Raw genomic sequence first — 17,885 nt, 5'->3', positions numbered from 1 at the left:
CCCCGCAGATTACGATTTTTCATCGCATAATTTTATCTCCGCGAGAGACGCCAACAATGCCTGAGCGAACCACTTCCACGATCTCAGCCATATCTCTTACTGAATTAAGGAAAGCATCCAGTTTTTCGCTTGTCCCTGCTAATTGGACGGTATAAAGCGTTGATGTCACATCAACGATCTGCCCACGAAAAATATCCGCGCTACGCTTGATCTCTTCCCGCCCATCCCCGCTGGCTTGTAATTTTACCAACATAATTTCACGCTCAACATGAGGCCCTGCTGTCAAGTCATTAACTCGCAGCACATCCACCAATTTGTGCAGTTGCTTCTCGATTTGTTCCAGTACCTTGGCATCACCTTTGGTCTGAATGGTCATGCGTGACAATGTTGGATCTTCAGTCGGCGCTACTGTCAGGCTCTCGATGTTATAACCCCGTTGAGAAAATAGACCCACCACGCGGGATAATGCTCCCGATTCGTTTTCAAGTAATACAGACAAAATCCGGCGCATGATCAGGTCCTCTCTGTTTTGCTTAACCACATTTCATCCATTGCTCCACCACGGATCTGCATTGGATAAACATGTTCAGTTTCATCAACGGTAACATCCACGAAAACCAGACGTTGATTTTCAGTGACTTCATGCAGAGCCTGAGCCAGTTTCGTTTCCAGTTCATCGTAAGTTTGGATGGAAATGCCAATGTGACCATAAGCCTCTGCCAGTTTGACGAAATCAGGCAGGGATTCCATATAGGATTGAGAGTGACGACCTGCGTATATCATGTCCTGCCACTGTTTTACCATTCCCAGAAAGCGGTTGTTCAAGTTCAGAACCAGCACAGGCAAACCATATTGCAGGGCGGTGGACAATTCCTGAATATTCATCTGAATACTGCCGTCCCCTGTCACACACACGACTGTTGCATCAGGTTTTGCCAACTTCACGCCAAGGGCAGCAGGCAGGCCAAATCCCATTGTCCCTAAGCCACCTGAATTGATCCAGTGTCTCGGCTTATCAAATGGGTAATGCAGGGCAGCAAACATCTGATGTTGACCAACATCGGATGCCAGATACGCTTTCCCTTCAGTGAGACGATAAAGGGCTTTAATTACTGCCTGTGGTTTAATTTTCGCGGCGGTGCGATCGTAATCAAGGCATTTGCGGCTACGCCACTGTTCTATAGAAAGCCACCAATCTTTCAGGGCATCAGGGTCTTGGGTATCTTCAGTGGAATTTAACATCTCCAGCATCTGCCTGAGCACCTGTTTCGCATCCCCAACAATAGGGATATCTGCCGTCACCGTTTTCGAAATGGAAGTAGGGTCGATATCAATATGCAGTATCGTTGCTTCCGGACAATATTTTTCCAAATTATTGGTTGTACGATCATCAAAGCGCACCCCTATCGCAAAAATCACATCGGAATTGTGCATTGCTTTATTGGCTTCGAAAGTACCGTGCATTCCCAACATGCCCAAACTTTGCCGATGGGTAGCAGGAAACGCCCCCAACCCCATGAGCGAACTCACAACCGGAATGTGAAAACGTTCAGCAAGCGTCAATAGCTCCGCGGAACATTCTGAATTAATGGCTCCCCCACCAACATAAATCACAGGCTTTTTCGCACTCAGCAGGGTTTTCAATACACGCTTGATCTGCCCCTTGTGTCCCTGAATGGTAGGGTTGTAAGAACGCATCCTGATTGTTTCAGGATACACATACTGAAATTTCAAGGCAGGATTGACGGTATCTTTGGGGAAATCGATAACAACAGGCCCGGGCCGGCCACTTGCTGCTAAATAAAAAGCTTTTTTAATCGTACTTGGAATGTCTTCCGCTTTTTTCACCAGAAAGCTATGTTTCACTATGGGACGGGAAATCCCCACCATATCGCATTCCTGAAAAGCATCATTGCCTATCAGGGAACTGGCGACCTGACCTGACAGAATGACCATAGGAATTGAATCCATGTATGCCGTTGCAATTCCTGTGATGGCATTCGTTGCTCCTGGCCCGGATGTCACCAAAACAACCCCGACTTTCCCCGTAGAACGGGTATATCCATCAGCCATATGAACAGCACCCTGTTCATGGCGAACCAGAATATGTTCAATGCCCCCAACCGTATGCAGGGCATCGTAAATATCCAATACGGCCCCGCCCGGATAACCGAACACATGTTCAACGCCCTGATCGATTAACGATCTCACGACCATTTCGGCTCCTGACAACATCTCCATCGAGTTTGCCTCCAGGCTCTGTTTGCAAGTTATCTGTTTGCAAGTTATTAATAATTGGAACTTCATAAGGCTACTGAAAAATAGCCTTATTTATCCCATTTGTTATTTATATAAAGTGAATCATTACCCGGCGCTATTTTATAGCGTCAAGTTAACTAACATAACGTCAGACACAAGTGTTAGCAAACATCAATTCACATATTAAAAACATTTTTTTAATAAGAGCCCGGCTTTTTCCTGCCATCAATCCTGATACATGGATTCAATTTCACTCTGATAACGCTGTGAAATAACCTTGCGGCGCAATTTCAATGTCGGTGTTAATTCTCCTTTTTCCATGGAGAAAGCTTCAGGCAAAAGAATAAACCGTTTGACCTGATGAAATTTGACAATATTTTTCTGCATATCTTTCAAACGCTGTTCAAACAACTCAATAATTTGATGATTTCGCAGTAATTCAAGACGATCGCGATAATGAAGGTTGATAGATTTTGCATATTCTTCAATTGCTTCATAACTGGGAACAATCAGGGCGGAAACAAACTGGCGGGCATCAGCAATAACCGCAATATGTTCAATAAAGCGATCCTGACCCAACATACCTTCAATCATTTGCGGGGCGATATATTTTCCTGTTGATGTTTTCATCAAATCTTTCAGGCGCTCGGTGATAAACAAATTACCATTATCATCCAATCCACCCGCATCGCCGGTCTTCAGCCAACCATCTTCAGTAAAAGCACGCACAGTTTCCTCTGGACGGTTAAAATACCCCTTCATCACAATAGGCCCGCGCACTTGGATCTCGCTCTCTGTACTGATACGAACTTCAACACCGGGTAATGGCGTACCAATTGAGCCCAAAAGATAATTCTTTTCTTCCCAGCAAGATACCGTTGCACAGGTTTCTGTCATACCGTAGCCATATTTGATATTGAGGCCAATGGACAGAAAGAAACGGGTGATGACATCATCAAGGCGTGCCCCCGCCACTGGCAGGAAACGTACTCTCCCTCCCAACAGATTACGGAGCTTGCTCAACACCAGCTTGTCAGCCAATTGATAGCTGCAACGCGTGAATGGACAACCTTTTTTGTTCTGTTGCTGACGCATCCAGTGGTTTTCGCCACGCTTTAATGCCCAATTAAAAATCATTCTACGCAAAATAGGAGCCTGAGAAACTTTCCCCAAAATTGCGCCATGTACTTTTTCATAAAAACGGGGAACAGAACACATAACCGTTGGACGCACATCAACCATTGCCTCACGTACAAAATTTGTATCCGTCAAATAGACATTCAGGGCTCCGGTATGCATGACATAATAGCTCCATGCCCGTTCGAAAATATGGGACAACGGTAAAAAACAGAGGGACACATCCTGTTTCATCAAGGTCAGTCTTTGGTCATGCAAATAAAGCTGAGAAGCAATATTGCGATAATCCAACATGACTCCCTTTGGTTCCCCCGTTGTGCCAGAGGTATAGATTAGGGTGAAAAGATCATCCAAATCCTGATCAGCAATACGGCTATCAAGTTCTGGCTGATATTGTGCGTGGTCATTATCAATGAAAGCTGATAAATATAGTGCTTGTGGGCATCCCTTTAAATCCACAGACTCATCCATCACAATAAGATGAGAAAGTTCGGGGCACAATTCAATCAATGGCATTGCAATATCATATTGCTCCTGTCCACCCACAAACAGTATTTTCGCGCCTGCATCATTGAGAATAAATGCCGCTTGCTCACAGGTACTGGTTGCATAAAGCGGTACTGTCACAGCCCTAAGCTGAAGAATAGCCAAATCAGCCAATGACCATGCCATACAGTTTTGTGCAAAAATGCCGACTTTTCCCTGCACTTCCACTCCCAATGACAGCAACGCTCTTGCCACGGATTTCGTTGTACACTCGACTTCACGCCAACTCATTTCGAGCTGCTCTGATGACGACCATTGTCGAAATGCAATTTTTTCCGGAGATTCATTGGCTTGTTGCTGTAATCGGTTAACCAAGTGATAGGAATGCAGAAAGTCTGTTATCACAATATATTCCTGTATAAATATTTTCATTCTGCGTACTCAGCAAGCATGCTGCCTACTTTTCAGCTTACAGATGTTAGCTATTTCAACGCAGTCTACCTATTCCCAGTAAAAGGGGGAAGTGTATTTTAAATATCTTCTCCCTCTGAAGGCGAAAATACTTGCAGGATTTGTCGAATAACTACAGATAAACAGAGATAAATATCGTAAGAAGAGCCAAAATACTCAGAGCCCTATACCAGTCATCATTACCAGAACAGGGCTCTTCATACCTTTTATTTTATTCCCGTTCGCCAAGATGACTCAGCAATGATTTCATCCACTGGTGGCCTTTATCTCGATCTGTTGAGCCATGCCATATCAAATAGCAAGGGCGGGAAATTCGACCATCAGGCAAAGGTACGGAACAGATATTTAGCTGTTCAGAGTAATGCTCTACCATCCATTTTGGTACGATAGCGACTAAATAAGTCTGGGATACAATATTAAGAACACTATTTAGATCTGTTCCCTGATAAGAAACAGAACGCAATAATTCTTTGTTCTCATAGTAAGGTTTGCTGAATGAATCTGCATTCTCCAATGCAACAATAGCATGTCTTTCTTCCTGCAATTGCTGCTGGGTAATTCGTTTTCCAATTCTGGGATGGTGATTGGAAACTGCCAGAACCAATTCATCATTAAACAAAGGATAATTATGAAAATCAGGGGATTCTAATTGGGTATAACTGATTACGAATTCTATTTCCTGATATTTTAACTGCTTTTCAATATCATTACTAATTTGTGTTTTAATGACAACTTCGATATTCGAAGAATGTTTTTTTATTTGCCCGACAATTTGAGCAGCCAGACGAATATCAAGCGGGCTACAAATAGAGAGGTTAAATACCCTTGTACTATTATCAGGATCAAACCCCACTCCGGGCAATTCATTATGAACTATTTGAAGTGCCTGTCTGAGTGGCCCGAAGAGCTGTTTTGCCCTGGCCGTTGGCTGAATACCCCGCCCATAACGAACAAATAATTCATCATCAAACATGGTCTTCAAACGCGCTACTGCATTGCTGACAGCCGGTTGTGACATTCCCAATGCCTGAGCTGCGCGTGTGATATTCTGCATTTGCATTACAGCATCAAAAACAGTAAGCAAATTGAGATCTACACTGCGCAATTGGACATCGCATGATTCTTTTTTTCCTGTAGTTACTGAGTTGTATTTAGTCATTATTTCACTCCACTAAACTTATAGCAGTGATCTCATTACATATTGGAATACTGACGATTTCTGAATGCAACATTTTGACATCCAAAACCGCCTTACCAATTAATAAGATCAATTACCCCAATTTGTTGAAAAGTAAATTGAGATTCGTCCTTGTACAAAAAGTAAAAAGCACAACCAATGCATTCTTATCTACGTAGCCGTAATATTTTTATAAGCATGAATATCAATGCGTTATATATGAATAGAAATAACCCAACTTACACTAACGACTTACGTTCAAAACGAGCAGCCAATAATGACAGAATAAAGAGCAGAAACAATTCATAATAAAATGACTGTATTCCAACTAGTTATCAGAACTCTCTATTAATATTTTCTATCAGAAAAAATCCAAAGTATTAATCAGAAATTAGTTCTTCTAATATATCGAGACACAATTTATTAATATTCTATATGGTTATGATTTATTAATCTAAAAACACTGTACCTAAAAACACTGTACTTAGAAATACTATACCTAGAAATACCATGGTTAAAATCCATCTTATCTTTGTTCCCTCAAATCCATCAGTGCATATCCGCATTCATACCGTCATATTTAAACGATCATATTAAAAATCACGTAAAAACGACGGGTTAAAATAACAGACTATACCCAATGGATTTCAAGTTGCATCGCGGCGGCAAGGGAACGAATCCCCGGGAGCATAGATAACTATGTGACCGGAGTGAGTAAGCGCAGCCAACAAAGAGGCAACTTGAAAGACGAAGGGTATACACATTTATCATCCATCAGTGCCGGATTTTACTCTATATATAGATATGAAAAATAGATAAAAACATCGCTAAAAATGTAAAAAATAGTCACCAAATCCAAAGCGCGTTCAATAAACAACCAACAATGAGCATATTTAACTCTGAATTTATATTTATCACGCTTGACATTGTTTTTCAGATAACGTATCTATAAATAAACTGACCGTTAAAACCCAATTAACAAATTTATAAAGGTTAACTTACATGATTCTCTCTATTCGCCTACTAAGCCTACTACTCATCGCCTTCAATGTGCGCGGTATGCTGGTGGGTGCAAGTAAAAGTTAAGTTAACCTCACCAGAAAAAAAACCCGCGCATGGCGCGGGTTTTTTTTTACCTGGACGACGTACAAGAATAAAACATCATTGCCTATTTGACAGGAGCACAACATGAGCCAGCAAGTTATTATCTTCGATACCACACTGCGTGATGGAGAACAGGCATTACAAGCCAGCCTGAGCGTGAAAGAAAAACTGCAAATCGCTTACGCACTGGAAAGGCTGGGAGTCGATATCATTGAGGCCGGTTTTCCAGTTTCTTCCCCCGGGGATTTTGAATCAGTTCAAACTATCGCTCGTGAAATCAAAAATAGCCGTATCTGTGCCTTATCCCGCTGCGTTGATAATGATATTGATGTTGCTGCCGAAGCCCTGAAAGTCGCAGAAGCTTTCCGCTTGCACATGGTCCTGGCTACCTCCAATCTGCATGTCGAACACAAATTGAAAAGAACTTTTGATGATGTTGTCGAAATGGCTGTCCGCTCAATAAAACGAGCGCGCAAGTACACTGATGATATTGAGTTCTCCTGTGAAGATGCCGGCCGTACAGATATCGACAATTTGTGCCGGATTGTCGAGCAGGCAATCAAAGCTGGCGCCACCACTGTCAACATCCCCGACACCGTTGGTTACACAACTCCGTATCAATTCGGCGGTATTATCAGCACATTATTTGATCGTGTACCCAATATTGATAAGGCAATTATTTCTGTCCATTGCCATGACGATTTGGGCATGTCTGTGGCTAATTCAATTACCGCTGTTCAGGCCGGTGCGCGGCAGATAGAAGGCACCATTAACGGATTGGGAGAACGCGCCGGAAACTGTTCACTGGAAGAAGTGATCATGACAATCAAAACACGCCAGAAAATGTTGGGGGTTCACACTAATATCAACCATAAGGAAATCTACCGTACCAGCCAATTAGTTAGCCAAATCTGCAATACGCCGATCCCCGCGCATAAAGCCGTTGTTGGCAGTAATGCCTTTGCTCACTCATCCGGCATTCACCAAGACGGCATCCTGAAGAACCGCGAAACTTACGAAATCATGACGCCAGAGTCCATTGGCCTGAAAGATATCCAGTTAAACCTGACTTCACGCTCTGGTCGTGCCGCAGTGAAACACCGCATGACCGAAATGGGTTATCAGGAACATGACTATGATCTGGATGCCTTGTATCAAGCGTTCTTGAAATTGGCAGACAAAAAAGGACAAGTGTTTGATTACGATTTGGAAGCATTGGTATTCATCAACCAGCAGCAGCAAGAACATGAACATTACCGTCTGGATTATTTCAGCATCCAGTCCGGCACTAATGTAGTTCCTACTGCCACCGTGCGTCTGGCCTGTGGGGATGAAATCAAATCTGAAGCTTCTACCGGTAACGGTACCGTTGATGCTATTTATCAGGCCATCAGCCGAATTACAGGTTATCCACTTAAATTAATCTCCTATCAATTATCCGGTAAAGGACAGGGGGAAGATGCCCTCGGTCAGGTTGATATTATTGTGGAATGCGTTGGCCGTCGTTTTCACGGAATGGGATTGGAAACCGATATCATTGAATCTTCCGCCAGAGCCATGATCCACGTGCTGAATAGCATCTGGCAGGCAGGACAAGTCGAAAAGGAAAAACAACGTATATCCCAAAATCATACGCAAAATTACAGCCAGAACAGTTCTCAGGATAACAACACAAAGGAAACTGCATAATCATGTCTTCAAGCCAATCTATTTCAGGCCATGCCATTTCCGGCAAGCAAGGGGTTACCCAGTACCACATTGCTGTTTTGCCCGGTGACGGCATTGGTCCCGAAGTAATGAAACAAGCCTATAAAGTGTTGGATGCGATCCGTAACCGCTTCAATATTCGTATTACAACCAGTGAATATGATGTAGGAGGGATAGCCATTGATCGCCATGGTTGCCCTTTGCCTAAGGAAACCATTGCAGGTTGCGAAAAAGCGGATGCGATCTTGTTTGGTTCCGTCGGAGGCCCTAAATGGGAGCATTTGCCTCCCACCGAGCAGCCAGAACGTGGCGCATTATTGCCTTTACGAAAACATTTCAAATTATTCAGCAACTTAAGACCAGCCCGTTTATATTCGGCGTTAGAATCATTTTGTCCACTCCGCCATGATATTGCTGCAAAAGGCTTTGATATATTATGTGTCCGTGAACTGACTGGCGGCATCTATTTCGGTCTTCCAAAAGGGCGTGAAGGCGAAGGAAAATATGAACGTGCTTTTGATACTGAGATCTATCACCGTTTCGAGATAGAACGGATCGCCCGCATTGCTTTTGAATCTGCCCGCAAGCGCCGCCATAAAGTCACATCGATTGATAAGGCAAATGTTTTGCAAAGTTCCGTATTATGGCGTGAAGTTGTCAGTGAAATCGCCAAAGATTATCCTGACGTTGAAATCAGCCATATGTACATTGATAACGCCACCATGCAGTTGATCAAAGATCCTGCTCAGTTTGACGTCCTACTGTGCTCCAATATTTTTGGCGATATTTTATCCGATGAATGTGCCATGATCACTGGCTCAATGGGAATGCTGCCTTCTGCCAGCCTGAATGAAAAAGGTTTTGGTTTATATGAACCTGCGGGCGGTTCGGCTCCTGATATTGCAGGCAAAAACATTGCCAATCCGATTGCGCAAATATTATCCGCAGCCCTGTTACTGCGTTATAGCCTTGGGCACAATGAAGCAGCAGATGTCATTGAACAAGCTATCAATCATGCTTTGGAACAAGATTATCGTACCGCAGACTTAGCCGGTAATGGCAAAACAATCAGTACCGATGAAATGGGTGATATCATCGTACGTTATATCACCGAGGGCGTGTAATGAAAAGAGCCAGTAAGATAACTTACTGGCTGGTAAAAATACCATTACTCAAAAAAAATCGGGAGTCAGTGAGAGAAGCTCTCTCTCCTGAACTACTTTAATTCCTGTTCATTATCGGCTTAATATAGGGAAAGAAAAATTGATGAAAAAATCAGTGGAGCTCCCCTTTTATGCCGACCCCTCGCTTACAGCAACAATTCATCCGTTTATGGCAACATTATCAAGGCAAAAAGACTGAAACCACCTTACAATCACTGGCGGATATCCTTCATTGCTCACGTCGTCATATCCGTTCCTTGTTGAATAAAATGCAGCAAGAGGGCTGGTTACAATGGCATGCAGAAGCAGGACGAGGAAAACGTTCTGAACTTCATTTCCTCCGCAGCGGATTGGAACTTCAGCAACAACGTGCAGAACAGTTGCTTGAACAGGAAAATATTGAGCAACTCGTTCATATGATGGGAGATAAAGATGCCGTGCGCCAAATGGTATTATCACAGCTTGAGCGCAACTTCCGGCAAGGAAAAAGCACATTACGCATTATTTATTATCGTCCATTCCCCAATTTACTGCCGAGAACACCACTTAGGCGTTCAGAAGTTCACCTTATCCGCCAGATATTCAATGGACTGCTTCGTATAAATGAGGAAAAAGAGGAAGTCGAGGGTGATTTAGCCCATCACTGGCAAAAAATTGCCGATAATCATTGGCGTTTTTACCTCCGCCCTGCCATCTATTTTCATCATGGCCGCGAGCTGCAAATGAGCGATATCATTAGCTCACTGGAACATCTAAAAACACTGCCACTTTTTTCCCACATCAAAGAAGTGACTTCCAATATCCCGCATGTTGTGGATATCTTGCTTCACGAGGCTGACATCCGGTTTGATTTTTTGATGGGAAGCCCCCATGCCATGATCTTGCCGCAGGAATGGCAAACCCTGCCCAATTTTGCTCGCCATCCTATCGGTACAGGCCCTTATCAGGTTGTTACAAATGATGCGCGAAAACTCAAAATCAAGGCATTTGATCACTATTTTGGTTTCAGGGCATTGCTGGATGAAGTTAATATCTGGATACACCCTGAATTGACGGAAAAGCTGGTTTGCACCACGCTGCATTTGGAAAGCGACGGTAGCAGTAATAACTCACTGGATAGCAGAATGGAAGAAGGCTGCTATTTTTTACTTAGCGATCACCGCTCTGCCAAATCTTCACGACAGGATGTACGAGACTGGTTATGTAGCTTACTCACTCCCATCAATTTGCTGGCTCATTGTGCTCCTTTTTATCAGCGTCATTGGTCGCCCGCTTACGGGTTATTATTGCGTTGGCACCATAGTAAGCTGGTGTCGCCTCGTCCAAAGCCGGAAGATATTACGAAACTGACCATAACACTGTACCACCAACACCACGAATACCATACGATAAGCCAAATCCTGCGGGTTATTTTGGCTAAGTATGGCGTGGAACTCGAAATCAAGATTGTCGATTACGATACATGGTTCAACGGCGATACTGAAAGCGATATCTGGCTGGCTACGGTCAATTTTTATAAGCCGCTGGAGTTTTCGCTGTTTGCCACGCTCTATGAAATGCCATTGTTGAAAAAGTGCCTTGGCAATGATTTAACAAAAGAAGCATCATTATGGAGAAAAAACGGTTTATCTGTCGAAGAGTGGTGTGAAAACACGATTGATCAACATTGGCTGCATCCTCTATTCCATCATTGGCTCGAATTACAGGGCCAACGCAGCATGAGAGGGGTAAAAATGAATACCTTTGGCTGGTTTGATTTTAAATCAGCGTGGTTTACGCCCCCAGAAGGATAACTCACAGGAAAAGCTAAAGTTATAAACATTTATTGTCTGGCAAGAACCATTTTATTCACTTTTTCTGTGGATATGTATGTGAAAAAGTGAGGGGTAAAGCGGGTATACTTTTATTGTATGTTTTCTAACGCTCAATAAGCGTTAATAAATACCCATTATTTTTCATTATGTTAATACATTTTATGGCCCTTTTTACAAGGTATATCACACATTAAAGTTTTTAGACTTGCTCACACTGAGCAAATATCAACCAATGGTGAATTTATCCACAGGATATGCCTTTTAGTTAAACAAAAATCGCCTATTTTCGTAGAAAACACCATTCATTAGCGCTGTAAATCAAACCAGTGATCTCACTTTTTGTCACTTATCCCATAAATCTGTGGATAACATGGTGTAAGATCCTGTTTATTATCACTGGGAATAGGTGAACAATCATAACAAGCCTATTTTTAATGCAGAGAACATAAATTAAAAGATCTTCTATATCATGCTATTATCAGAACAATCATCGTAATGATAAGTTATCAATGATCGCCAATAATCAAAAAGAGCGTTTTTTAACCAGAAAAAATATACTTTATAACATGTACTTTACACCTCCGACATCACCTGAAAACGAACAACAATTATTCGATCGTGCCCGTTCCCTGGCAGGTTTCTCTATGGGTGAACTTGCTGCACAGGCCAAACTCCCTATCCCTCCTGATTTAAAGCGTGACAAAGGTTGGGTCGGTATGTTGCTTGAATATTACTTAGGTGCAAGTGCAGGCAGTAAACCTGAACAGGATTTTGAACATATCGGTATCGAACTAAAAACGATCCCTGTGGACAGCAAAGGCTTCCCGTTGGAAACAACCTTTGTCTGCGTTGCGCCTTTAACAGGTAACAGTGGTATTACATGGGAAAACTGTCATGTCAGACGTAAATTATCCCGTGTTCTGTGGATACCTGTTGAGGGGGAAAGAAGCATTCCACTTTCAGAACGCCGCGTGGGTTCTCCGTTACTTTGGAGTCCGAATGCCATTGAAGAAGAGTTACTGCAACACGACTGGGAGGAGCTCATGGATCTCATTGTATTGGGTAAAGTTGAGAGCATTACTGCCCGCCATGGTGAAGTACTACAATTGCGTCCCAAAGCAGCTAATAGCCGGGCACTGACAGAAGCAATAGGAGAATATGGTCAGCCCATCATGACACTCCCTAGGGGTTTTTATTTAAAGAAAAATTTTACGGCACCATTATTGGCTCGCCATTTTTTCTTGTAATACCGAAGAAACGCGCAATATTAAATTGTGATACATTTATCTACACCATCATCAGGTCATCAGGATCTTGTTCACTAATATATATTAACGCATACCAATAAATACACAGCCACATAAATTAGATATAAACAGAATATATTTAACCAAAACCCTATAAAATATACATTCTCAAAATCAACATAAAAAAAAAATCAGAAGATACCAACCAGAAACCAGACAGCCAAATCGTTTCATCTCACGGTACATAACAAATAAATCATGCAATTATTTGGTGGCCTTTTGACCGGCCACCGCAGGAAAGCCTCTGAATTCTCTATTTTGCTTTCAGTTTAAAATCAAACCTGGTGCGATCCACTCTATCTACATTTAAGCTTAATTGAGATTCTGAAGAAACCTTTACTGTAGCAATATCAACAACTTCTGATAGTGGATGATAATTAAGATAAATAGTGCCAACCAGTGGGTAACTGCTATTGTCCGTATCTTTGATGTAAATGGCACATACGACCTTGTTGCTGCTGGCAGTTGATGGAATATTAACATATTCAATTTCACCACCAACTTTAACTGAGGGCACCCGGGCATTTCTAATGCCCTCTGCATCCAGTATCATCAAATAAGTACCCTTTTTAGCATCCGTTGTATCTATCAGACTAAGTTCAATGGAAAAATTAGGTTGTTGATAATATGCAATATCACCTTTTTCGGTCACAATTATTCCCCTGCCTATATTATTAACATCAAATCATTTAAATTCTATCCGATATACCTTCCATCATTTCAGTCCACATCTTTTAAATTACCTTTTTGTTAGCTGCAATCTGGAATTGTTAGCTTTTCCTGCTATTGAGATATTTTTTTACTTTTTTCAGTGCCATTTGTCTCTTCAAGGGGGATAAATAATCGGTGAAAAGAATGCCATGTAAGTGATCGATTTCATGCTGCATAACAATCGATAGAAAATCTTCGCTCTCTACTGTAACCGATTGACCATGCCGATCGAATGCTTCTACCTTCACTCTTTCAAACCGTTCGACATCCGCGTAATATCCCGGTATCGACAGACAGCCTTCCTGATTCAACACTCGACGCTCTTTTTCAACAATCCTGGGGTTGATCAAAACCAACGGTTGATCACGGTTTGGCGAAAGATCAATGATCAAAACAGCTTCTTTCCGACCAACCTGTGGCGCTGCCAAACCAATACCATTATCGGTGTTGTACATTGTCTCCAACATGTCATCAATTAACGTCTGAACTTTGTCAAAATCAGTAACATCGACACATTTTTGTCTTAGCCTTTCATCTGGGATTGTCAGTATATCTAGAATTGCCATAATTGATTATCCTCTTTCAAGCTGAAGTTTTGCATGCCGCTTGTCAGCTATTGAGTATATATTCCTGATTGAGATTAAATATATCTTATTCTCAATGAGATATCAGTAATTATCAAGATTGATATTTTCTCACACAAATGAAATGCTACTTTTAAGAAATTTCTCTATAAATTAAGACGATAAAATCAAATAAAAAAAATGCCAAACGAAAAGATATCGTTTGGCATAATGTTTTTTATTATATTATTTTATCGTCTGTTAAAGACTCGCATTTTCAAACGCCTGAGATAAATCCGCAATCAAATCATCAGCATTCTCAATGCCCACTGAAATGCGGATCAACTGTGGCGTAATACCTGCTGCCAGACGTTTTTCCAATGGAATAGATGCATGAGTCATAGTGAATGGCTGACCAATAAGGCTTTCCACACCACCCAGACTTTCCGCCAATGTGAATAATTGTAATTCCTTAATGACCTGACGCGTATAATCTTCACTCCCTTTCAGTACAATGGAAATCATACCGCCAAAGCCACGCATCTGACGTTTTGCCAGTTCATGCTGAGGATGGGAAATCAGGCCCGGATAATACACTTTTTCAACTTGCGGCTGCTGTTCCAACCAATGAGCAATCTTCTCTGCACTGGCAATATGGCGTTCCATACGCAACGCCAATGTCCGAATACCACGCAGGACAAGGAAACTGCTGAATGGGTCAAGAATGCCACCAATGGAATTTTGCAGGAAAGCCATCTGCTCCGCCAATTCAGCGTTGTTCCCCACCACAGCAAGGCCAGCGACAACATCAGAATGACCATTAAGGTATTTAGTTGCCGAGTGAACGACGATATCAAACCCTAAATCAAGCGGACGCTGAATATAAGGAGAAGCGAAAGTATTGTCCGCAACACTGATAATATTGTGGCGCTGGGCAATCTGTGCAATAGCGGCCAAATCAACCAATTTCAGCAATGGATTGGTCGGCGTTTCCACCCAAATCATTTTAGTATCGGGCTGAATCGCAGCTTCCAGAGCCGCAGTATCCCCTGCTTCAACGTAAGTGACCTGTAAACCCGCCGTCCGGCGACGCACTTTCTCCAGCAGTCGATAAGTTCCGCCATAAAGATCATCCACCGCAATAATATGGCTATCTTTATCCAGCAATTCCAGAATGGTCGAACTAGCGGCCAGACCAGAACCAAAAGCATAACCACGAGTGCCATTCTCCAACTCAGCAATTGCATTTTCCAACGCATGACGTGTCGGGTTCCCACTGCGGGAATACTCATATCCCGTATGCTCGCCGGGTGCTGGTTGAGCATAAGTCGAGGTGGCATAGATTGCTGGCATTACTGCTCCTGTATGATCAGGAACATAGCCTGCATGAACGCTTTTTGTATCAAATTTAATCTTATTAAACTTAGTCTTATTAAACTTAGTCATTAATTTATTCCTGAAAGAATTCAATTGAGTTGTTGACGCCATGCATTCAGCACATCAGTACGAGTGACAAGGCCGAGGAATTGATTGTTATCATCAACAATCAACGCCACATGACCGGCATCAAAAGTAGCAATTAACTGCTCCAATGGTGCTTTTTTATGAAGTGTTTGAATCTGGCTGGTCATTGCTTGAGTCACAGGCAGAGAGAAATTGTGGAAATTGGCCTGAATCGTATGCATGAGATCCCATTCATCAATAATACCAACGACCTGTTCGTTTTCGATTACAGGTAACTGTGAGATGTCATAAAGGCGCATACGGCTATAAGCAATTTGCAAAGTATCTTGCGGTGAAACTGAAACCGTCGCACCATCCCGATAACGATAGGTGATGTAATCACTTAAGTTATTTTCTTTTGGCTGTGATCGTAGGCCCTGCTCCAATAACCAGTAATCATTAAACATTTTAGACAAATATTTATTACCGCTGTCACAAGCAAGCGTGACCACGCGTTTCGGCGTTGTCTGAGCACGGCAATAGCGCAGTGCCGCAGCCAGCAATGTCCCCGAAGAGGAGCCGGCCAAAATGCCTTCTGTCAGTAATAAATCTCGCGCACTGGAAAATGCCTCTGCATCAGTAATGCTATAGGCATGATTAACCTTAGAAAAATCGCCAAGAGGTGGGACAAAATCCTCCCCAATGCCTTCCACAAACCAACTACCGGCTTCGTCATAATGACCATGTTCAACATAATCGACAAGAATAGAGCCTTTAGGATCGGCAAGGACAAATTCAGTCTGAGGAGAGACTTCCTTAAAATACTGACTCAGGCCACCCAGCGTACCGCCAGAACCGACACCAACGACTACAGCATCTACATTTTGTTCCATCTGCTGCCAGATTTCAGGGCCGGTCGTTGCAACATGAGCGAGTGAATTCGCAGGATTATTGAATTGATCGATATAATAAGCTCCGCTGATTTCTTTCGATAGGCGCAGCGCGTAATCCTGATAATACTCCGGATGCCCTTTTCCCACATCAGAGCGAGTCAGGCGCACATCCGTTCCCAGAGCACGCAGGTGATAAATTTTTTCCCTGCTCATTTTATCAGGCACGACTAAAATCAACTTATAACCTTTCATCGCAGCGACTAATGCCAGACCGATACCCGTATTCCCCGCCGTAGCCTCGATGATAGTGCCTCCCGGCTTCAATAACCCCTGCTTTTCGGCCTGCTCAATCATTGAAAGCGCAACACGATCTTTAATCGAACCACCTGGATTTTGGTTTTCCAACTTAATAAACAACTGGCATGGGCCTGTATCCAGATGTGTAAGTTCGAGTAACGGCGTATTCCCTATAAGTTCAAGAACCGAACGTGGTGCTGCCATATTAGCCTCTTGATAATCGGTAAAATTTGCGAATAAAAACTTTTAGAGTGGGGAAGAATAACGCCGCATAGCAATTAATTTGAAAGAATAAATACAAACTACATATAACAAAAGGTAATTAACTAATTCTATATTGATAGGTAAAAACCTTAAGAGTTATAGATCAAGCACTTATATTTAAAAATGGGATTTACGCTAACGAATTCGGTCTACTTGATATTAGATCCCCGCACAAGTAAGAGATGGCATTTTAGAAAAAACCATTATCAATACAAAACATGTTAAATCAATGCGCCGGGTTATTGAATGCTTGATTTTTTTGCCAACCACTGCAATACCTATTTTATGTCAGGAAATGTGAGAACCTTATAAATAGGAGCATGAAGATGAAATGGCGTAGTTATACGTACAGTGCAATGTTATTAGCGGGCAGTTTGTTCACCCCTGCACTATGGGCAAAAGGAGAAGCGCACCTGTTGTTTCATATGGGCTTGGGCGCAAATGGTAAGTTTTTTGTAGGCGGCACACTGCAAAATAAAGGCGACCAACCTGTGGCAGGTGGTTATCTGGCGGTTTTGCCGCTTAATGCTAAATGTGAACCGGGTGCACTGGCAGTACATTCATTTCAGTCATTGGCACCGGGAGAGAAAAAAGAGTTTCGTGTCCCAATGGATACCCCACTAAGCAGTTATCGTTTAATTGGTTTTGGTGCTTATGATGATATGGGCTTTTCCCTTCCCGCCGTAGATGAAACAGCAAAAATCATTCAAGAGCGTGAACCCGATGAGCGTAAAGCGTGTCAGTCAGCTCGGAAATCCACACCAGTAAATAAAGCAGAAACTCAAAAGCCATAATATTAAATCAAGGATGGTTTAGTTTTAATAAACCATCCTTTTTGTAACCTATTATTTCTGTAATTTAAAAATTTATTGGATAAGCTCTTTGTCTGTATTTACCCGTCTATTTACCCGTTACCCGTAATAATGCAAATCCATCCCAACCTTTGTCCCCTACAGTCTGTAGGGCGGTTACAGTGACATCGGATCGGTTAATCATACTATGAGACCATAAAAAATCTATGGTCGCCTATATGAACGCATCCCGTTTGCAAGACAAAAATCATGTTGACATCGACGGTAGGTTGCAGCT

The 17,885-nt window shown here is 42.4% G+C and carries 13 protein-coding genes; 5 read left to right on the top strand and 8 right to left on the bottom strand.

All coding sequences use genetic code 11. From position 1 onward, the window contains the following. Nucleotides 1-19: 19 nt before the first annotated feature. The 4 genes from ilvN to leuO form a co-directional block, all read right to left on the bottom strand. Nucleotides 20-511 carry an acetolactate synthase small subunit gene (ilvN, locus tag AB204_RS09110; protein ID WP_047963068.1) on the bottom strand — a complete coding sequence of 164 codons (492 nt, stop codon included), beginning with the start codon at nt 509-511 and terminating at the stop codon, nt 20-22. Nucleotides 512-513: 2 nt separating this feature from the next. After that, nucleotides 514-2,241, bottom strand: a complete 1,728-nt coding sequence (gene ilvI, locus AB204_RS09105) for an acetolactate synthase 3 large subunit (RefSeq protein WP_047963067.1) — start codon at nt 2,239-2,241, stop codon at nt 514-516. Between the two features lie 243 nt (nt 2,242-2,484). Then, nucleotides 2,485-4,314, bottom strand: a complete 1,830-nt coding sequence (locus AB204_RS09100) for an AMP-dependent synthetase/ligase (RefSeq protein WP_200898220.1) — start codon at nt 4,312-4,314, stop codon at nt 2,485-2,487. 250 nt (nt 4,315-4,564) lie between these two features. Continuing rightward, nucleotides 4,565-5,512: a transcriptional regulator LeuO gene (gene leuO / locus AB204_RS09095; protein ID WP_047963065.1), complete on the bottom strand. Its 948-nt coding sequence runs from the start codon at nt 5,510-5,512 to the stop codon at nt 4,565-4,567. A gap of 1,206 nt (nt 5,513-6,718) precedes the next feature. Between leuO and leuA the strand changes: the two genes are divergently transcribed. From leuA to mutH, 4 genes are all read left to right on the top strand, one after another. Next, nucleotides 6,719-8,323: a 2-isopropylmalate synthase gene (gene leuA / locus AB204_RS09090; RefSeq protein WP_047963064.1), complete on the top strand. Its 1,605-nt coding sequence runs from the start codon at nt 6,719-6,721 to the stop codon at nt 8,321-8,323. A 2-nt stretch (nt 8,324-8,325) separates the two neighbouring features. Continuing rightward, nucleotides 8,326-9,465 (top strand): 3-isopropylmalate dehydrogenase, encoded by a 1,140-nt coding sequence (gene leuB, locus AB204_RS09085; RefSeq protein ID WP_047963063.1) that lies wholly within the window; start codon nt 8,326-8,328, stop codon nt 9,463-9,465. A 170-nt stretch (nt 9,466-9,635) separates the two neighbouring features. Then, nucleotides 9,636-11,297: an HTH-type transcriptional regulator SgrR gene (sgrR, locus tag AB204_RS09080; protein WP_047963062.1), complete on the top strand. Its 1,662-nt coding sequence runs from the start codon at nt 9,636-9,638 to the stop codon at nt 11,295-11,297. A 587-nt stretch (nt 11,298-11,884) separates the two neighbouring features. Beyond that, a complete protein-coding gene (gene mutH, locus AB204_RS09075) occupies nt 11,885-12,565 on the top strand; it encodes a DNA mismatch repair endonuclease MutH (protein WP_152671521.1) in 681 nt (226 codons plus the stop codon). Between the two features lie 313 nt (nt 12,566-12,878). On the opposite strand, the gene AB204_RS09070 is transcribed toward mutH, so the two are convergent. From AB204_RS09070 to AB204_RS09055, 4 genes are all read right to left on the bottom strand, one after another. Continuing rightward, the gene (locus AB204_RS09070; RefSeq protein WP_047963060.1) at nt 12,879-13,277 is read right to left on the bottom strand and encodes a hypothetical protein; all 399 of its coding nucleotides are present in this window, start codon (nt 13,275-13,277) and stop codon (nt 12,879-12,881) included. Nucleotides 13,278-13,395: 118 nt separating this feature from the next. Continuing rightward, nucleotides 13,396-13,902 (bottom strand): peptide deformylase, encoded by a 507-nt coding sequence (gene def, locus AB204_RS09065; RefSeq protein WP_047963059.1) that lies wholly within the window; start codon nt 13,900-13,902, stop codon nt 13,396-13,398. A gap of 258 nt (nt 13,903-14,160) precedes the next feature. Then, nucleotides 14,161-15,345, bottom strand: coding sequence for a trans-sulfuration enzyme family protein (locus AB204_RS09060; protein WP_047963058.1), 1,185 nt, complete (start codon nt 15,343-15,345; stop codon nt 14,161-14,163). A 20-nt stretch (nt 15,346-15,365) separates the two neighbouring features. Next, nucleotides 15,366-16,736 (bottom strand): pyridoxal-phosphate dependent enzyme, encoded by a 1,371-nt coding sequence (locus AB204_RS09055; RefSeq protein WP_047963057.1) that lies wholly within the window; start codon nt 16,734-16,736, stop codon nt 15,366-15,368. Nucleotides 16,737-17,122: 386 nt separating this feature from the next. On the opposite strand from AB204_RS09055, the gene AB204_RS09050 reads away from it, so the two are divergent. Next, complete coding sequence (locus AB204_RS09050; protein ID WP_047963056.1) at nt 17,123-17,590, top strand: hypothetical protein; 468 nt, start codon at nt 17,123-17,125, stop codon at nt 17,588-17,590. The last annotated feature ends 295 nt before the right edge of the window (nt 17,591-17,885 follow it).

Source organism: Xenorhabdus khoisanae (assembly GCF_001037465.1).
Classification (GTDB): Bacteria; Pseudomonadota; Gammaproteobacteria; order Enterobacterales; family Enterobacteriaceae; genus Xenorhabdus; species Xenorhabdus khoisanae.
Note: the sequence above shows the minus strand (reverse complement) of the source record. Positions and strands in the feature narration are given on the sequence as shown.

Coding starts and splice junctions, on each gene's coding strand:
- ilvN (WP_047963068.1), bottom strand. CDS start 511: ATGCGCCGGATTTTGTCTGTATTACTTGAAAACGAATCGGGAGCATTA.
- ilvI (WP_047963067.1), bottom strand. CDS start 2,241: ATGGAGATGTTGTCAGGAGCCGAAATGGTCGTGAGATCGTTAATCGAT.
- AB204_RS09100 (WP_200898220.1), bottom strand. CDS start 4,314: ATGAAAATATTTATACAGGAATATATTGTGATAACAGACTTTCTGCAT.
- leuO (WP_047963065.1), bottom strand. CDS start 5,512: ATGACTAAATACAACTCAGTAACTACAGGAAAAAAAGAATCATGCGAT.
- leuA (WP_047963064.1), top strand. CDS start 6,719: ATGAGCCAGCAAGTTATTATCTTCGATACCACACTGCGTGATGGAGAA.
- leuB (WP_047963063.1), top strand. CDS start 8,326: ATGTCTTCAAGCCAATCTATTTCAGGCCATGCCATTTCCGGCAAGCAA.
- sgrR (WP_047963062.1), top strand. CDS start 9,636: ATGCCGACCCCTCGCTTACAGCAACAATTCATCCGTTTATGGCAACAT.
- mutH (WP_152671521.1), top strand. CDS start 11,885: ATGTACTTTACACCTCCGACATCACCTGAAAACGAACAACAATTATTC.
- def (WP_047963059.1), bottom strand. CDS start 13,902: ATGGCAATTCTAGATATACTGACAATCCCAGATGAAAGGCTAAGACAA.
- AB204_RS09060 (WP_047963058.1), bottom strand. CDS start 15,345: ATGACTAAGTTTAATAAGACTAAGTTTAATAAGATTAAATTTGATACA.
- AB204_RS09055 (WP_047963057.1), bottom strand. CDS start 16,736: ATGGCAGCACCACGTTCGGTTCTTGAACTTATAGGGAATACGCCGTTA.
- AB204_RS09050 (WP_047963056.1), top strand. CDS start 17,123: ATGAAATGGCGTAGTTATACGTACAGTGCAATGTTATTAGCGGGCAGT.